The sequence below is a fragment of the Bacteroides sp. 14(A) genome, from assembly GCF_000526555.1.
GTDB classification, from domain to species: domain Bacteria; phylum Bacteroidota; class Bacteroidia; order Bacteroidales; family Bacteroidaceae; genus Bacteroides; species Bacteroides cellulosilyticus.
The window spans coordinates 1,906,599-1,922,745 of sequence record NZ_JAGH01000002.1 but is presented as its reverse complement, the minus strand read 5'-3'; the positions used below and the strand labels follow the sequence as shown (position 1 = coordinate 1,922,745).

Sequence of the window (16,147 nt, the reverse complement as noted above, 5' to 3'; positions counted from 1 at the left end):
GCTGCCACCCTCCCCAGAGGATGGCAGTGGCGAGCCTTCCGTATGAACGGGAATGAAGCATCTTCATTCCGCCTGCCGTTTATCCTTATTTACATGATCTGCCGGAGAGTGCCGTTTCCCGTCCTTCCTGCCTTCCGGCATGGCGGGACGCCGTTCCTCCACCCAGCGGGCATACTGTTTGTCAGTGAGGATTTTCTTCAGTTTCTTCTCCCGTTTTTCGCGCTGTTTTTCCAGCTTCCGCCGCTGTTCCTCCATGTTCTCCCTCTCGTCAGGCGAAGGGGCGAAATCGCGGGGCGCACGGCGCTCTGCCATGCCTTCGGGCGGACGGTTTCCCCGAGGCCCCTGTCCCGGTCCCCTGAAGCCCGGACCTCCTTCCGGCCTGCCGCCCATGCGGGGTGCCGGCGTCTTGTTCTCCGCGTCCTCACGCGCCCATTTCAGGTTCAGCTTGTAAAGTTTCCCATACTGCTTCTTCGTAAGGTCAAGCAGCGAATCCATGCGCTCGGTGGTATTCCGCGCCGACTTCTCCGGGGAGAGGGGCATGGGTTTGTAAGGTTGTTCCGCCCGGGCGGGCATTCCCTTGTCCGTCTCCTGTGCCGTGGCCGTACCGCCCCAGACGAAAAGCGCGGTACAAGCGACCATCCAAAAATGTCTTCTGATGTCCATAGGTAAGTATATAAAAAGTTTCTGAAACAGAGGTAGGATGAAACCCCGGAAGCCCCAAAACAAATCTACCAAACACCCGTTTCTTTCTACCAAATGGTGCGGTTCGGTCCGTAAGCAGTCAGGTGCACCATGGGCTTTTCGAAGTTTGCAATGCCGTTATACGTCAGGCTCTCCTTGTATGTCAAAAGGCAAGTTTCGGCTTTATATATAAGGGTTTTTGGCTGGTTTTGAGTATCTTTGTAGGCTATTGATAAGAAAATATGGAAAGAAGGCAATTCATAAGAAGTTATTCGTTATTCATCGCGGGACTGTATTTCCTCGCTTTAGGCATCGTACTGATTGTGCGTGCTGCTTTGGGTACAACTCCCATATCGAGCGCTAACTATGTGTTGTCAATCAACACGCCTTGGTCTTTGGGTGTCTGGACACTGATTAACAATAATATCTTTATTCTTCTGCAGCTGATGTTGCTCCGTAGGGACAATCCCGATATAAGAAAACAAAAACTGGAAATATGGCTGCAACTGCCGTTTTCCTTTCTCTTTTCGGCCTTCATCGATCTCAACATGATGCTTACCGCATCAGTCGCTCCAAGCATGTACCTCTCGTGCGTTGTCTTGCTGCTCGTGGGATGCTTCGTGCAGGCCGTCGGCGTGGTGCTGGAATTGAAAGGTCATGTGGTAATCATGAGTGCAGAAGGGCTGGTAGCCTGCATAGCTGACCGTATGAATGCCGTTTTCGGCTATGTGAAGATTGGCGTTGACGTCATGCTGGTCCTCATAGCCGTTATCCTCTCCTGGTCCCTTTCCGGCAGGATAGAGGGGGTGAGGGAAGGCACGGTCATCGCCGCTCTGCTGACGGGTTATATCGTCAAGGTACTGGCCTCGCAGGTGATGACCCGTAAAACGGTAGAGAAAATCAGAACGAAACTCCATGTCAAATGAAAGGTGCAATCAAAAAGTCCGGCAGACTTCACAGAGACACTCGTAGCCCGCTTGCCGGGTTCAAGTTGTCGCGCGTTGGACGGGGCTGCATAAGGACGACCTATATTTAGGAAAGTGCAGAAACAAATGATTCCACAGAGCCTGCACAAAAGTTGCAGATCGTAACATCAGACGACGACTTAAAAGAGGCGTATCAAACTTGTTTTCAAGTAATGATACGCCTCTTTATATAGAGTGGGTAAGTCTCAAATCAAAAGTTGTCATTTGAGTTTTGACAACCTCGTCCACTTCTGAAACCGCTTTCAAGGGAACCCACCGGATAATCCTGCACTTTCATCATATTCAGACCGGGTTTTGAGGTAATCGCGGCAGGTGGCCGGTTTCATCACTTTCCCTTGTATGCCGGTTTTTCCCCTCTTCGTCTTGGGACAAGGCTCAACGCTTGTCGGCAATTCCGTATTCCGGCCAATGGCTGGAATCTACACGGCGCTTGACCAAACCCTTCAAGTATGTAGTCATGTTGCGAACCTCTGCCAGTTTATGGTTGGCGGTAGGGACGATTTCATTCAGTTCTGCGCGGCGGCGATCCACTTCCGCATTCAGTTTCTCACCCTCGATGATGGCGGCTTCCAGTTTTGACAAGTCGTTTTCGCTCACTCCGTAGTTCTTCGCCGTTTCTAAATGCTTTCTCAAGCCTTTGGTCAAAGTCCGTGCTTTGTCCAAGTTCATTTCATTCGTTTTTGACATATTCTTTCGTTGATTAAATTAGCAAGGTTATGAATCCGTCCCTTGCACGACAGGGCTTTTGCCGTTTCAAAAATAATCAAAAAACAGCAAAAAACGTACTGCAATTTTATAGCATATGTATATTCAAGCAACTGAAAATCAACGGAAAACAAAATGTTAATCATTTTTAAAAACTAAAACGCCGCCTTCTTTATTCGTCCGTAGCGGCCCTATATTCCGTGCCGATATTGCGGGCTGTATCGCGTGGCAATCTGCAGCATATCCGTGCAGGGTTAGCCCCGTTCTGCGCTATGGTTTCAGGCAGCCGATAGGCACGACCAGTACACCGTCCTTGCGCGTGTAGGCAAACTGTCCGACTGCGGTAAGAACCATCAGAAACGAGGGCTTTTTCATTTTGTCGGTGTCAATCCGGTCTGCCAGAGCCTTCAGCGTCGCCGCTCCCTCTTCTATGCCCGTACTGCCTCCCAGTTTCACTTCTATCAGTCCGTAGCGGCCACCGCGCAAGTGCATCACCGCGTCGCACTCCAGACCGCTTTTATCACGGTAATGGTACATGGTTCCGGCGAGGGCGTCGGCATAACAGCGCAAGTCGCGCACGGCCATCGTCTCGAAGAGCAGCCCCATGGTATTCAAGTCGCCGATCAAGTCGTCGGGTCCCATTTCCAATGCCGCCACGGCTATCGAAGGATCGACGAAATAACGGGTATCGCTGCTGCGGATGGCAGTTTTCGAGCGCAGATTGGGATTCCACGCCATCGCATCTTCCACCACGAATATTTTTTTCAAGGCCATCAGATAGTCCGATATGGTGTTTTCCGACAATCTTTCCACCTCGTTCGTGGAAATATCCCCGGCAATGGTGGCAAGCGAGGCCTGCGAACCCTGATGGCGGGCATAGGAGCGCATAAGGCGTTTCACACGTTCGGGGTTCTTCACGATCCCGTCCACTTTCGATATATCCGTATGCGTTACAGCCTGATAGTATTCCATCGCTACCAGCCCGGCCGCTGCCGCAGACTTTTTCCGGAGGGAACCGGGCCAGCCGCCGCGACACATCATGAAGGCGATCTCTTCCAGCTTATGATCGGGGGCTTTCAAGGCAAAATCCGTATTCCCGTCAAACAACCCGGTAAAACTGACCGTGCCTTCGGACTCCCCGGACTCGAACAGGCTCATCGGGCGCATTTTCAACCACGAGAACCGTCCTGTCCCGGTATGATGGATTTCTTCGAGTTTTTCCTTGCTCGGAGCCGCCGAGCCCGTCAGGATGAATTGTCCCTCCTTGCCCCTGTGATCCACCTCGAAGCGCACGGCGTCCCACAGTTTCGGGGCTTCCTGCCATTCGTCGATCAGCATGGGGGCTTCCCCTGCAAGCAATACCCGCGGATGCAGGTCTATCATTTCCATATTCTGACGGAACGTGTCCGTGTCCGCCAGATAAAGCACACTTTTTGCGGCCTGTTCCGCTGTCGTGGTTTTACCGCACCATTTGGCTCCTTCGATAAGTACCGCGCCCATAGCGTCCAGTTTCTCCGCGAGTAATTTGTCGGCAATCCTCGCCCTGTAAGTATTATTATTCATCTGCTCCATTTTATTACATTTGAAATCATGTGCGAAGTTAATCATAAATCGCTTATATACCAACGTTTTTATGGAATACTTTGCCATTTGGCATCGTTTTACTTGGTGATTTGGCATCGTTTTACTTGGTGATTTGGCATCGTTTTACTTGGTGATTTGGCGGCGATTTGTTAGGTAATTTGGCGCATCCATATTGCCTCTGGGGGGCATTATTGCGGCTACCCGCACTTTTACCCGCTACTGACAAGAATGAAGGCCTATCCTCCGGCATGTCCGCAGTACCGTCATTTTTCCCGCTCTTTCGTATTCTTTCCTTCCCGTTGCCGCTTTCGGCTGTATTACAGCCTCGTGCTGTTTGCCACCTTATTTCCCCCTCTCTTTCCCTCTTTTCCCGTATCTCCCCGCCGCCGTTCCCCGCAAGCCGGGACAGAACGCCTCTGTCTGGCTCTGGAGACGAAGAATCCCGCCATGAACGCATTCATGACGGGATTTGGGGAAATATATAAAGGAAACGGGGTATGCCAATCGGTTCCGACGACTTCGTTCTGCTCGTCCTCTTCCTTCATTCCGACCCTTCCGGCTTTATTCCGGCCGGGCTTTACTGCATCTTCATCTTCCCTTATTTCGGCTTGTAGCGGCTATTCCGTTGGCTTATTCCGCATGGCTCGGACATAATGTGTTGCATCCCTTCCATTCGCCGCCGTACCGCTGCCTAAATATGCGCTGTCATCCGTAGCGGTGGAGGACCAATAGTCGGATGATGTCATACCTTCCGGAAGCGAAGTGAACTGACCGTAGGCAGGCAGATACCAGACTATATCATTTAATACAACCGAAGTCGTGGTGATACCCTTATCTGTATCTTCATTGATAACGATATTATATTTGTTCTTCTTCAATACATAGTTCAGAATTCCGGATTCGAGATTGTTCGTTCCGGTGGCTGCCGGAACTTTCTTTGTTTCATCCGTGGTCGGCTCACGGAACATATTCTCCGTTTCATGTCCCGACTCTGTCTTGTAAGTGTTTTTCAAAGCTAACTCGAAACTTCCGGTATTGGCAGTACCGGCTTTGTCGTTCAAATCCTTGGTGTTTTGTAATCCGTTACTGCTGCTGTTCGCTACACCCGATAAAGAATTGAGTTTTGTGTAGTCAATGGCCACATATAAACGGTATATTTGGGAAATCAGAAGATCAAGTCGGACAAATTTCACTATAGATGTATAATTCTTTGCATTGTATTCTTCTATGATGCCATTGATTATTTCGCGAGCCTCATTTTCTGTATATTTATTACCCAAATCATACGGAAAGATATAGTTTATTTTTCTGTCCCAGTTGAAACCGTATTCACCACTCTCGTTGTCGTCTATCTGCTCCCAGCCGTATTCTTGGCCGTCCACCCATGCCGGACATTTTTGCGTAACCTGCTGCTCTGCCACGGAATTCCCGTCCACTTCGAGGGACAAGGTGATGATACGATCCTTATCCCCCGGATTTTCGGGAGCGAAGACATACACCGTCTGTTCGCCGGAGCCGCTTCCGTCCAGAGTACTGCTTCCGCGGGCGCTCTCGCTGGTAATCACACCATCCTTTACAACCTTGTCCGTCCAGAATCCGTTTTTCGCATATTGGTTGACATTCTCCTCGAACTGGATGGAAACATCGGCATTGTCGTCAGCCGAAACCTTCAAAGTCCAATCCTTCTTTATGTCTTCGACCTTCATTGTGGTTTTGAACATCACATAATGGGCATCCACGGTTTCGGCTTCCGGTTCAAACGTCACCGTATAGTCCGGCGTTATGGACAGCTTGTACGTTACCGTCGTGCCTTTCTTCCATTCCTGCCCCTCGATGGAAGCCGAGAGCGTGCGTTCGTTCCCGGTCACCGCATCCGTGAATACGACCTCCACCGCGGCCCCTTCGCCTAACTTCTGCGGCAACATCATGAAATAGCCGTTGCTCTCGTCGGTGATTGCCGTACCTGCCGCATCACCCGCCGTCGTCGTTTTGTCCAACTCCTGCGAGAAATTCTTGAACGCATCCTTTTCTAACTCCCAGCTTTCCGCAGACATATCATACTCTCCCTTGTACTTTATATTCTTCAGGGTTACACGCTTTATCGTCCCCGCCTGCATCTCGCTGCCTACTACGAACCGTACGGCTGTGCATATATGGTCGAATTTCAGCTCGACTGTCTGATAGCTGTCGCCCGCCACGTCATTATCCACAGCCACGACCACATCCTTCTGTCCCGCTACGATGTTCCCCTGCTCGTCGGTCACGTCGTTGACATTGTCCGGAACCTCGTATTCCAGCACATGGCTTTCCGGACCCTCGGGCCCCGTGATACCGGCAGGTGCCCATGCGTAGAACGAGAGCGTATGCCCGCTGCCCGGCCAGTAGTGGGGCTTCTCCGTACTCCACCCGTTATTGGCGTACGTCACCGTCTCGTTCATGAAGAACGTCGATGTTACCAGCTCGTCATTCTTTTTCCAGTATGCCAGCACCTTGAACTGCTCGTATGTTTCCATCGCCGTAACCTGCGCCGCCCGTGTCGCCGCGCCTTTCTCCCCGAGGGCCGCTCCCTCTATGCCGTCGGTCACATAGGCACGCATACAGAGCGTGTCCGCCGTGCCTTCTCCCCGCAGCACGAAGTTTCCGGTGGTGCGTTCCTCCGCGCCGCCTGCCGCCCTTGTTGTCCGGCTCGTTCCCGTTTCGGATATGCCGAAACAGATATGGTCACTGGCAGCCCACGGGCTGTCGTCCCTGCCTTCCCGGAACGTGTCGTCGCTGCACGCCCCCAGCAGCAGCGCCGCCGCCAGCGCCACCGTCCCGGCCATCTCTGAATACAGTTTCCTGCGTCTGTTCCTATTCATAACATCAGTGTTTTTTTATCGTCTTTCCGTGGACGGAAACCGCTCCGTCCGGTAGTGGATGCAGGGGGACATTCAACCCCCTGCACCCTGGGTACGCCCCGCGCAGGGGCGTTCTTTTCATGTATGAATCCGTGGGTTATTCGCCTTCGGTCGATACTTTGTAACCGTCGAGTTCTCCGCCGTACTCATTGCCGTCGTTATCGTTTTCCACCCACGTGTTAACGCTCGGTTCGAATTCGATCTTCGTATCCGTATCAGGATCAACCTCCGGATCGAAGTTGTTGTTGCCGATGGTTGCCTTGAAGTTATATCCATTGCCCATTATAAATAGCATTTCCGGCATCTCCACAGTGTGCTTATAAGCGCCGCCATCCGCCTTCAGGTTCTCTTCGTTCTTGTACACATACAGGTCAAACGTCACCGTGTAGGTTACTTTTGTCGTGTTCGGGATTATCAACTTGGGTTCCGTTTCGTCGTCAGCATTCTGTTTGATTATGTCATCACCATTCGAGGCGACATTTCCGAAGTTAACGTCCTTCTGCTCCGTGAAATTATTCCATGTCTTGGCAGGGATAGTCAGGGTAGCTTCCGACTCGACATTCTTAATCGTCACGTTCTCCACATAGAAAGAATATTCATCGGTATCAAATCCATTCGCGAACGTGAACTTTACTTTCGACAGCATGTGGTCGAAGGTCAGGTTCACTTTTCCGTTAGGAATTTCAGTAGTCGCATCCATATCACCATTGAACGCATACAGCAGGTCCGTTACATTGTCGTCATTCGTGAAATTCAGCGTTCCGCTTACTGTTCCGTTGGTGCATGTAACCGTTGCATTCTTGCCTACCGATTGCGGCGCGATGGCTGCGAAGTTATACTTATACCCCAGTGTCCAATACTGCGCAGGGTTGTACGTACCATCTACTGCTACCTGCTCTACATTCACGAAGTCGTTAACGTCTCCTCGGAATCCCCACACTTTGAAGGGATCTTCCAACTTGTTGCCCGTGTTGATAGCACGTGTGCTCTTGTCCACGAACGAGGAGAAGCTGATTGCTGCGTTCTGTTCGGGAGTCCCGACTGTCTCGTCATTGCTGCAACTTGCCAGCATGGCTGTCGCAGCGATTCCAACTAATAAAAGTTTTTTCATTGCATGTAAAAATTTTAAATGAAACAAAATATAAAAAGTAGTATAAATAAAGGATTGATATATATTGCGCCATTTGCGGCACTCCTTTTCCCGTTTTTTCCCGGTCTGGTTTTTCCTTTCCCTTTTCTCCTTGTCCGGTTTACAGCGGCAGGTCGATGTCCTCGTAGTCGCCCCATCCGTTCACGTCCACGTCGAATCCCGAGCCGCCTTCCATACCCTCGTCGTCGGGTATCTCGATGTCATGCACCACGATCACGCCGCCCTGCGGCTGGCTTTTCACTTGGTCCGTCACGTCGAAGTCGAAATACTTCATCTTGCCGTTTTTCAGCCTCACTTCCAGGTTCAGGCCGTACGTGCGCTCCACCCTCGATGCGGTGTAGTGCTCGTTGGGGAAGTCCGGAATCCCGAAGGAGCGCACCAGCGCCTGCGCCCCGAACTCCTCTACCGTGCAGTCGAAGAGCACCGTCGCCTCCTCCTCGGCTGTGCGTCCGCTGTTCAGATGGACCGCCCCCGCCATTCCAGCGAGCGCCCCGCGTGCCAGCGCCACGTACTGCAGGCCCCCGCTGAACTCGTAGCGCACCAGATAGGTGAACACCAGCGGGTGCATCTTCACGGGTATCACGTCCTTTTCCAGTGTCCGCAGGGCCGTGTACGACTCCATGTAGTTCCCGTACAGCATGTCGGGCGGGTTCACCGTGTTCTCGCTCCGGTTCTCCATGTAGGAGTTCCCCAGATACGAGGCCCTTGTCCTTGTGCGTGTCGTCGCCTTCGCCGCGGCGTACGACTCTATGCCGTCGAAGACGATGTACTCCGTGTCGTTGTTGTAGAACAGCATCGCGTGCTCTCCCGGGCGTATCGACACCGTTCCCCCTTCGGGTTCCGTGTTCGACACCGTGTTCGAGCCGTCGGCGTTGTACGCCACCACGCGCAGTCCCTCCGGCACTGCCGGGCGCAGGTCGTCGTACTCCATCCCGAACGACTCTCCCCATGCGGGATGGTCCGCCCATTCCGTGCCGCCCTCGTATGTGTAGCGCCACTCCCTCTCGTATTCCGCCTCGACGGCCACCTGCACCTTTGGCGCGTGTACGTCGTGGTCGAAGCACAGCTCCTTGTGCTCGCAGGAAACCAGTGCCGCGAGCGCCCCCGCCAGCAGGGGTATGTATCTTGTGCTCCTTCTCGTCCCCCTCACCGATGTCATTGCATAGCGTATCTTTTTCATTTCGCGCCTCCTTTCTTGCCGTTGTAGTTACCCCTTCCCAGCAGCCATACCAGCGACACCTCCGCCTTGGTCGGTCCGAACCAGTGGCGTTTCTTCGTGCCCTGCCATACGTAGTGCCCGTCGAGCGGGGTGTATTCGTAGTATTTTCCGCCCCAGTATCCTATGCCTGCCGTGAAGTCGATGTTCAGGCGCCGTCCTATCGGCAGCGAGTATCCGTACTCCACGCCCGCCGCGTAGTTCAGCCCGTCCCAGAGCAATCCTCCGGGCTCGCCGCCCATGTATCCCTTGCCGCCCCATTCGAAGTCGTAGGTGAAGGCCTGCCCGTATATCCCCAGGTGGTGTCCCGTCAGCGGCTTCTCTGCGGCCCGTTTCCCGAACCACCTGCGTATCGCGATGTCGCCGCCATAGACTCTCCAGAAGCGGTGGCGGTTCTCGCCCTTCCACCAGGCATACATCCAGTTCGCACCCACGGACCAGTTACGTCCTATGTAGAACTCCACGCCGATATTGGGCACTCCCGCCACGTCGTATAGCATGTTCGTCTTCAGCGCCATGTAGAAAGGCTTGCGTGCCGGTTCCTCTTCCGCCACGGCCACCGCCTCGGCAGGCTCCGCGGGTATCACCGCTACGGGCTCCTCCGTCGGTGTCTCCACGACGACTTCCGGTTCCGGCTCGAGCGCAGGTTCCGGTTCCGGCTCCGGGATGTGTCGCACCGTCACGACGATTGTCCCCGCGCTGCGCAGCTCCCCGAAGAAGCGGGCCGCCATGTCGTGCCATGCGCGTCCCCATTGCAGCTCCATGAGCCGCTTCTTGCGGCTGTCCGTCAGCCTTCCCGTCTTGTCGTAGGTATATTCCGGCAGGTCGCGCAGCACATGCAGCGCCTCTTCCCGGTAGGGCAGGTCCGCAGCCTCTACCAGCTCCGCGAGGCGTTCCCATGCGATTCCCGCCTCCGTTCGTTCCACGAGGCTGTCGGGTATCTCCGCCCGCGAGCGCACATAGCGTTCCAGAGCCGCGCGGCGTTCTCCCGCCAGCTGCCGGTTGCGCACGCCGCCCCCTTCGGGCGATGCCCATCCGGAGAAGGTGATACGCGTGAGTTCCAGACTCTCGTCCTCCCGCACCGCGTCGAGGAGCGAGATGATTTCCGTCAGGCGTGCGGCGTTCTCGCCGTAGGCCGTCTCTATCGTCCTGCCGCCCACGCGGAACCCCACGCAGACCTCCGTGCGGCTCTCTTGGCCGGAGCACGGCAGGCAGCCCAGGAGCAGGAACAACGGGATGATTATTTTCTTGTTCATACTGGTTCGTATTATGGTTCTTGTTCGTTTCTGTACCTCGCACGCGCGTCCGTTTTCTCATGGAAAACGGACTATTTACATAATACACTGCAAACCAGCATTTTACCCCCCCCGAAAAGAATAAACAAAATTCAGGACAACAAAAAAGCGAAAAAAAAGTTCGCCCTTTTCATTTCATTTTCAGTTGATTGTATTATATTTGCATTCGCAATCCGTTTTCCATGAGAAAACGGATTTTTTTATCTCCCTGCTTTTCCGCTTACAGACAGACCGCCGATGGCTGCCTGAATGATGTACGGCCATGACGCCACGCCCGGAAGCGAAGAGTGCCCGGTCAGAAGGAGACAGACGGTTCCAGAGGGCGCACAAAAAAACTGCCTTGTCCTGCGCCATCGGCGCAAAACAAGGCAGAATCTTGTAATTTCAGGTTTTCTTCTTCGGAGGCGGCTCCGCTTCCCCGGCTTTAACGGTTGCCTGCGGGTAAACGGTAACCGGCCTCCTTACTGGTCGTTATTATGGTAATTTGCTGGAAATGGCATTGACATCGGCTGCCGTGGCCGGAACGCCGTTCAGGGTAATGGAACGGATCTCTGCACCCTCCTCAATCACGACATTGATACGACTCGCGTATGTGGCTTGGTCGATAACCAGATCGACAACATTCGCACCGGCTTCAATCAGCAGTTTACCCCCATTTGCATTGATGGTTTCCGCCGTCAGCACTTTGATTGTGGTTCCCGCTTTGATAGTCACATTTGCCTGGGCCTGTGCACGGACAGTTCCATAGAACCCGCCATTTACGGTAACAGTGGAAAGATTTGCGAAGTTTACGTCCACGCAATTGCCGGGATTGCTGGTATAGTCAGGATATTGGGTTGCCTCTGTCACAAACTCGGTGCAGGGCGTGGTTCCCGTAACGGAGCAATTATTAAGCGTAACCTTGTTGAATACGACCATTGCCGCATAGTTCCACTGCGGCCCGCTCTGTATATCCGTCAAGGTTACATTGTTCAGAACCACATTAGAAGCGTCTTTGTTAGTGCCCTTCAAGCTGTAACTGCCCACGGTCATATTGGTCATGGTACCCGTTAGCGTAAGGTTGTTCACGGTTACATCTGCACCCACAACGTTGTACATGTTATTTACAACGACATCGTTGTACGCGTTAACATCGGTGCAGGCATCGATTCCGGAAACATAGCTGGTGATGGTATTGCCCCCTCCATCGATAACCACCGATGCGCTAATCAACTCATCCGCAGTGCCCGGCATACTGATCAGCGGTGCATAGGCGGACACATTCGCCGGTATTGTATAAGAAGGTTCATTGTTGAAAGGCTTGACTATCGTATTGCCACTTTCAGTGATTGTACCCAAATTATAATCTTTTTCGTAGATATACAAATTCTGGTCTCCCGCTGCACAAACGAACAGACTGTTCGTAATCGAGATTTTCGCAGAAGATTGAAGCTGTCCGAAACATGCACCCGGCTTGCTTCCTATAAAGAATTTACAATCCTCGACTTTGATTGTACCCTTATAGCCATTTTGATAATCGCCGTATTGATTGTGCACTTTCAGTCCGCGGGCGCCTTGGAACGTACAGTTGTTGAAATCCACATTGCCTCCCGATACCCAGACGGCATATTGGCCTTTGTCAGGTTCCGTGAAAGAGCAATTTGTGAATGCCGACTTCCCACTGATCATCAGACCGTTCTTGAAAGTACAGTTGGTCGCTATGACCTTGTTGATTTCAAGATTCGTATATTCCCATCCGCCTTTCTCATCATAGCTTTCTGTATCAACGACTGTTACATTATCCAATGTCAGGGTACCTGTATTATCTTTCCAAGTATATCCATCGACGGTCAGAGTATAGCCGTTACCGTGGATAGTGAGATCTCTCGTCAGTACTTTGTCCGCCGTAATTTCAGCGTTTCCGGTCAACCAGATTTCAGAAACACCGTTCTCTATGATCTCATCCAATGAACCATAACCACTATAAGTATGTGTGTCGTCGAAAGCCTCTTCAATCTCCACCTTCCAGTCGCTCTGGCTTGTAAGCAGGTTACCGAAGATGTTCGTGCGCCAGTTGCGCTGCACGGGGATATTCGCGCCTAACTCACGCGTTTTACCGTCATAGCTGAAGGTTACATCCACCGTCATCTTGTCTTGGCTGACGAGCAGGTAGTTCATGGACAGATATTTATATTCTGCGCCAGCGGGGAACGTCTCTTCCTCGCCGGGGAGTACTCCCGAAGGGATTGTCACCTCACCTTCGCCGCTTACTTCATCGGTTTGGAAATTTAGCTCGTTGTAGATATTCTTCACCGTAACGCCGGTCTTGCTGATCTCCATTCCGCTGTTTTTTACTGCTTCCCAATCCTCCGTACCGATATTGAGCTGTGCGAAGGGACGTTTCAGCTTCACCACTTTGCTTTCAGCATTGGTAACCTTGTAATTTCTTTCCACATGGAAGAATGCGTCCAGATCATCCGAATTGGTAGTGACCTTACTGTAATTGACCTTAACACTCTTTTTCTCTTTGTCAAACGTAAGCGCCGCATTCTCATCACCGTCTGTATAGGAATCCGCCCAGAACACGATGTTGTAGATCTTTCCGTTCACAAGCGTCAGTTTGACGTCGGCAGAACCTTCGATCTTCAGGTCGCTTGCTCCGAGCTGGTCGAGCAAATTCCACTCCGCATCATACACGGCATAGGTAAGTGTCTTCGCCGTCTTACCGTTCCCGTATGCCCGGGTCGTCACTTTCGTTTGCAGTCCCTCCGGGAGCTGCGCCGTGAAGCTCACGTTGGCTTCCGTTCCGTTTTTCGCACTGTCGAAGAATTCTTCATTCGAACACGATGTCGCAACCAGCATGGAGGCGATTGCGAACAATGATAAAATTTTTCTCATCATGAATTTTGTTTTTTGGGGTAAATGATTTTATATAAAAAAAACTCTCGTTTCTGTTTTTCCGTCCGGCAGGCTCCGCCCTTCCCATGGTGTGCGGTTCCTTCCGGCTGTCGTCGTTGCCGTCGGTTCCGGCTTCTGCCGTCCTTATGCTCCGCCGTCCGCGACGCATCTGCTGACGCTCTCCTGCGGCCATAGTACGGCCATGGTCCGGCACACGCTACGGGGGGAGACCGCCCCTCCGCACCCGTTCCGGCCCCGTCTCTTTCAGTCTTTCGGTGGGGGGGGTAAAACGCTGTTAGTCAATATATTGTAGGTGGTACGCATAGTCGGTTGCGGTTGTCGGGGGTAACTATTTGATCTCTATGTTGTACTCATCGTCGAAGTCGGGGTCTATCCCCACGCCGCCCTCGGCCACGGAGGTCAGGAAGCTGCCTTTCACCACCGTCAGCTTGCTGCGCACCAGCGGGACGTTTATCGTGGGGGACGAGGCGACCAGCCCGCCGTCCTTGTGGTAAACCTCCACCGCCACGGAGACGCCCGCCTCAGAGCCGTTGACGAAGACGTAGTCGAAGCCGAGCTCCACCTCGTCGTTGCCGAGCGTTTTCAGGCCGCCCTCGAAGGAGACGCCCGTCCACGAGTCCGCGGGTCTGTCGGTGAACATGTTGTACGAGCAGGGCATGAAGCCCGTGTAGCGGAACACCACCCGGTAGTCGGCGGGATCGACGACCCGCGTCCCGCTCTCCGTGCCGTCCGTGCTTTCCGTTCCCTCCGTGCCGGCCCGCGCTTTGAGCGCCTCTTCCACGAATTGCCCGTAGTCGGTGGAGACGAACTTGAACTTCGCCATCGGGCGCTTCATCGTTACGGTGGCCACGTTGCTTGCCTCCCGCATTCCGTCCTTCCTTACCGTTACGGTGGCCTGCTGCGAGCCCCGGAAGGCGTCCCGGTACTCCTCGCAGCCCGCATGGTCGGTGCGGCTCGTCAGGATGATCTCCGCGAAGTCCGGGGTGGCGTAGTAGTTGTCCGCCGTCGTGCCCTCGTGCACATAGTCCGTCCAGACGAAGAAGTTGTACTTCCCTTCGGCGAGCGTGAGCTCGTGCGAGCAGTTCAGGCCGGCCTCGTCGTCGCAGGTGAACACGAAGAGCCTGTCCGCCTGCCGGACGTAGCTGCCGTCCGCGGCCAGACGGTGGACGCTCACGATGTGGCGCACGTCATAGGCGTTCGCTGCCCCTGCGGAGCGCACCGCGTACTGTACCTCCTTGTGCAGCGGCAGCTCCGTGTCGAAGTCCAGCCGGAGCGTGAACGCGGCCTCCTGCGGCAGTTCGGGGAACTCGTGCACGTCGCAGCCTGCCGCCACCACGGCGAGGCAGAGCGCGGGCAGGAGCCTGCATATTACGCGGCTTGCGATATGTTCGTATAGTCTTTTCATCTTGCACCTCCTTTTCTTTTCCAGTCCAACGTGTACACGATGGAGACGCTGGCTTGGTCGATACCGAAGAAGGTCTTCCTCACGGTAGCCACCGGCAGCCCGTTCTCCTCGTTGCGGAACTTGTCGTAATGCAGGCCGTACACCCCCGCGCCGAGCGAGAACTCCATCTTCCAGCGCTTGTTGCGGCTCACGGGCATACGGTAGCCCGCGCTCACGCCGCCGCCGAGGGCGGGCGATGTCCCGTCGTGGTCCTGTATGCGGTACTCGCCGGCGAGGGCGAAGTTGTACTGGGCGTAGCCGAAGTGGGCCCCCGCGAACCAGCCCCCGTTGTTCCCGTCGAACCAGTAGCGTATTTCGGGCTGGACGGCCAGCGTGCGGAACTTCACCGTGGAGCGGAAGTAGTTCCATGCCGAGTAATAGACCGGTACGCAGAGCGACCAGTGCGGGGCGAGGTCGGCTTCCACGGCGACGTTACCTATCCCCATCGCCCAGCCCACGCCGTTGGTCTTCACGTACAGCCTGCGCCGCCAACCCTCGTCGGCGGGTGCTGCCGGCACCGTATCGGCAACGGCAACCGTTTCGGTGATAACTGCCGTATCGACGGCGGCCTGCTCCGGTTCCGTTACGGCTTCCTCCGGTTCCGGCTCGGGCTCTTTCCGGAAGGTGATGAACACCACGCAGGCGTTGCGCATACGCCCGAAGAAGCGGCGGTTCAGCTCCCGCCAGCTCTTCCCGTTGTCCAGCTTTTGCAGGGCGGGAATGCGGCTGTCCGTCGCGGGGCTGTTCCCCACGGCGTCCGTCCCCTCCCTGATGATGGAGAGGAGCGCCTCCTTGTTGGCCATATCGGATTCCCCGACCATCGCGGCCAGATCGTCCCACAGGATGTACTCGTCGTTTCTTGTAACGATACTGTCGGGTATCGGGATTTCCCCGCGGACGGTCTTTTCAAGGGCTTTCAGACGTCCCTGCGCCAGACGCTTGTTCAGCTGGGACCCGCCCTCGGGGGAGGCCGTGCCGCAGAACGCCACTCCCGTGATCCGCACGGTGCTGTCCGCTTTTATCTGCTCCAGAAACGATAGGAGCTCCGAGAGACGCTCGGCGTTCTTCCCGAAGCCGCTATCTATGGTCGTGCTGTTCACACGGAACCCCACGCAGAATTCCGTGCGGCTCTCCTGACCGAAGCCACGAAGGATGCCCAGAAGAAGGACGAGCAACGGGATGATTATTTTTCTGTTCATATATTGGTTCGTATTATGGTTCTTGTACGTTCTCGGTACCTCGCTCACGCGTCCGTTTTCTCGAAGAAAACGGATGTATTTATATAATACGT

12 protein-coding genes are annotated in these 16,147 nt (G+C 54.1%); 2 read left to right on the top strand and 10 right to left on the bottom strand.

The features are described 5' to 3' along the window. Positions 1-63 precede the first annotated feature (63 nt). On the bottom strand, positions 64-663 hold the full coding sequence (locus tag K429_RS28735) for a DUF4890 domain-containing protein (RefSeq protein ID WP_155923412.1): 600 nt from the start codon (positions 661-663) through the stop codon (positions 64-66). A 260-nt stretch (positions 664-923) separates the two neighbouring features. Here K429_RS28735 and K429_RS0114670 point away from each other — a divergent pair, with 260 nt between their 5' ends. Next, positions 924-1,607 (top strand): YitT family protein, encoded by a 684-nt coding sequence (locus K429_RS0114670; protein WP_026367370.1) that lies wholly within the window; start codon positions 924-926, stop codon positions 1,605-1,607. A 435-nt stretch (positions 1,608-2,042) separates the two neighbouring features. Here the strand turns inward: K429_RS0114670 and K429_RS0114660 are convergent, their stop codons facing one another. Together K429_RS0114660 and K429_RS0114655 are read right to left on the bottom strand one after the other, a co-directional pair. Further along, complete coding sequence (locus K429_RS0114660; RefSeq protein WP_026367369.1) at positions 2,043-2,354, bottom strand: hypothetical protein; 312 nt, start codon at positions 2,352-2,354, stop codon at positions 2,043-2,045. A gap of 288 nt (positions 2,355-2,642) precedes the next feature. Next, positions 2,643-3,980 carry an ATP-binding protein gene (locus K429_RS0114655; protein ID WP_369796089.1) on the bottom strand — a complete coding sequence of 446 codons (1,338 nt, stop codon included), beginning with the start codon at positions 3,978-3,980 and terminating at the stop codon, positions 2,643-2,645. Positions 3,981-4,184: 204 nt separating this feature from the next. Between K429_RS0114655 and K429_RS30290 the strand changes: the two genes are divergently transcribed. Beyond that, entirely contained in the window at positions 4,185-4,610 is a 426-nt protein-coding gene (locus tag K429_RS30290) for a hypothetical protein (RefSeq protein WP_155923411.1), read from the top strand. Here the strand turns inward: K429_RS30290 and K429_RS0114645 are convergent. The 7 genes from K429_RS0114645 to K429_RS0114610 all read right to left on the bottom strand — a co-directional run bounded on the left by K429_RS0114645 (position 4,574) and on the right by K429_RS0114610 (position 16,055). Beyond that, a complete protein-coding gene (locus tag K429_RS0114645) occupies positions 4,574-6,814 on the bottom strand; it encodes a fimbrillin family protein (RefSeq protein ID WP_026367366.1) in 2,241 nt (746 codons plus the stop codon). The two genes, K429_RS30290 and K429_RS0114645, sit on opposite strands and share 37 nt — an antisense overlap. Before the next feature lie 136 nt (positions 6,815-6,950). Then, a complete protein-coding gene (locus K429_RS0114640) occupies positions 6,951-7,964 on the bottom strand; it encodes a fimbrillin family protein (protein WP_081750880.1) in 1,014 nt (337 codons plus the stop codon). A 139-nt stretch (positions 7,965-8,103) separates the two neighbouring features. Further along, positions 8,104-9,183 (bottom strand): DUF5119 domain-containing protein, encoded by a 1,080-nt coding sequence (locus K429_RS0114635; protein WP_231501855.1) that lies wholly within the window; start codon positions 9,181-9,183, stop codon positions 8,104-8,106. After that, entirely contained in the window at positions 9,180-10,475 is a 1,296-nt protein-coding gene (locus K429_RS0114630) for a DUF3575 domain-containing protein (RefSeq protein ID WP_026367363.1), read from the bottom strand. Before K429_RS0114630 ends, K429_RS0114635 begins: the two co-directional genes overlap by 4 nt. Positions 10,476-10,988: 513 nt before the next feature. Continuing rightward, a complete protein-coding gene (locus K429_RS0114625) occupies positions 10,989-13,394 on the bottom strand; it encodes a DUF6562 domain-containing protein (RefSeq protein WP_155923410.1) in 2,406 nt (801 codons plus the stop codon). A 346-nt stretch (positions 13,395-13,740) separates the two neighbouring features. After that, positions 13,741-14,817 (bottom strand): DUF6562 domain-containing protein, encoded by a 1,077-nt coding sequence (locus K429_RS0114615; RefSeq protein ID WP_026367360.1) that lies wholly within the window; start codon positions 14,815-14,817, stop codon positions 13,741-13,743. After that, a complete protein-coding gene (locus K429_RS0114610; RefSeq protein WP_044096680.1) occupies positions 14,814-16,055 on the bottom strand; it encodes a DUF3575 domain-containing protein in 1,242 nt (413 codons plus the stop codon). Before K429_RS0114610 ends, K429_RS0114615 begins: the two co-directional genes overlap by 4 nt. Positions 16,056-16,147: the final 92 nt, after the last annotated feature.

Excerpts from the sequence above, each read along its gene's own strand:
- K429_RS0114645 (WP_026367366.1), bottom strand. The coding sequence starts at position 6,814 with ATGAATAGGAACAGACGCAGGAAACTGTATTCAGAGATGGCCGGGACG.
- K429_RS0114610 (WP_044096680.1), bottom strand. The coding sequence starts at position 16,055 with ATGAACAGAAAAATAATCATCCCGTTGCTCGTCCTTCTTCTGGGCATC.
- K429_RS0114670 (WP_026367370.1), top strand. The coding sequence starts at position 924 with ATGGAAAGAAGGCAATTCATAAGAAGTTATTCGTTATTCATCGCGGGA.
- K429_RS0114635 (WP_231501855.1), bottom strand. The coding sequence starts at position 9,183 with ATGAAAAAGATACGCTATGCAATGACATCGGTGAGGGGGACGAGAAGG.
- K429_RS28735 (WP_155923412.1), bottom strand. The coding sequence starts at position 663 with ATGGACATCAGAAGACATTTTTGGATGGTCGCTTGTACCGCGCTTTTC.
- K429_RS30290 (WP_155923411.1), top strand. The coding sequence starts at position 4,185 with ATGAAGGCCTATCCTCCGGCATGTCCGCAGTACCGTCATTTTTCCCGC.
- K429_RS0114655 (WP_369796089.1), bottom strand. The coding sequence starts at position 3,980 with ATGATTAACTTCGCACATGATTTCAAATGTAATAAAATGGAGCAGATG.
- K429_RS0114640 (WP_081750880.1), bottom strand. The coding sequence starts at position 7,964 with ATGAAAAAACTTTTATTAGTTGGAATCGCTGCGACAGCCATGCTGGCA.
- K429_RS0114630 (WP_026367363.1), bottom strand. The coding sequence starts at position 10,475 with ATGAACAAGAAAATAATCATCCCGTTGTTCCTGCTCCTGGGCTGCCTG.
- K429_RS0114625 (WP_155923410.1), bottom strand. The coding sequence starts at position 13,394 with ATGATGAGAAAAATTTTATCATTGTTCGCAATCGCCTCCATGCTGGTT.
- K429_RS0114660 (WP_026367369.1), bottom strand. The coding sequence starts at position 2,354 with ATGTCAAAAACGAATGAAATGAACTTGGACAAAGCACGGACTTTGACC.
- K429_RS0114615 (WP_026367360.1), bottom strand. The coding sequence starts at position 14,817 with ATGAAAAGACTATACGAACATATCGCAAGCCGCGTAATATGCAGGCTC.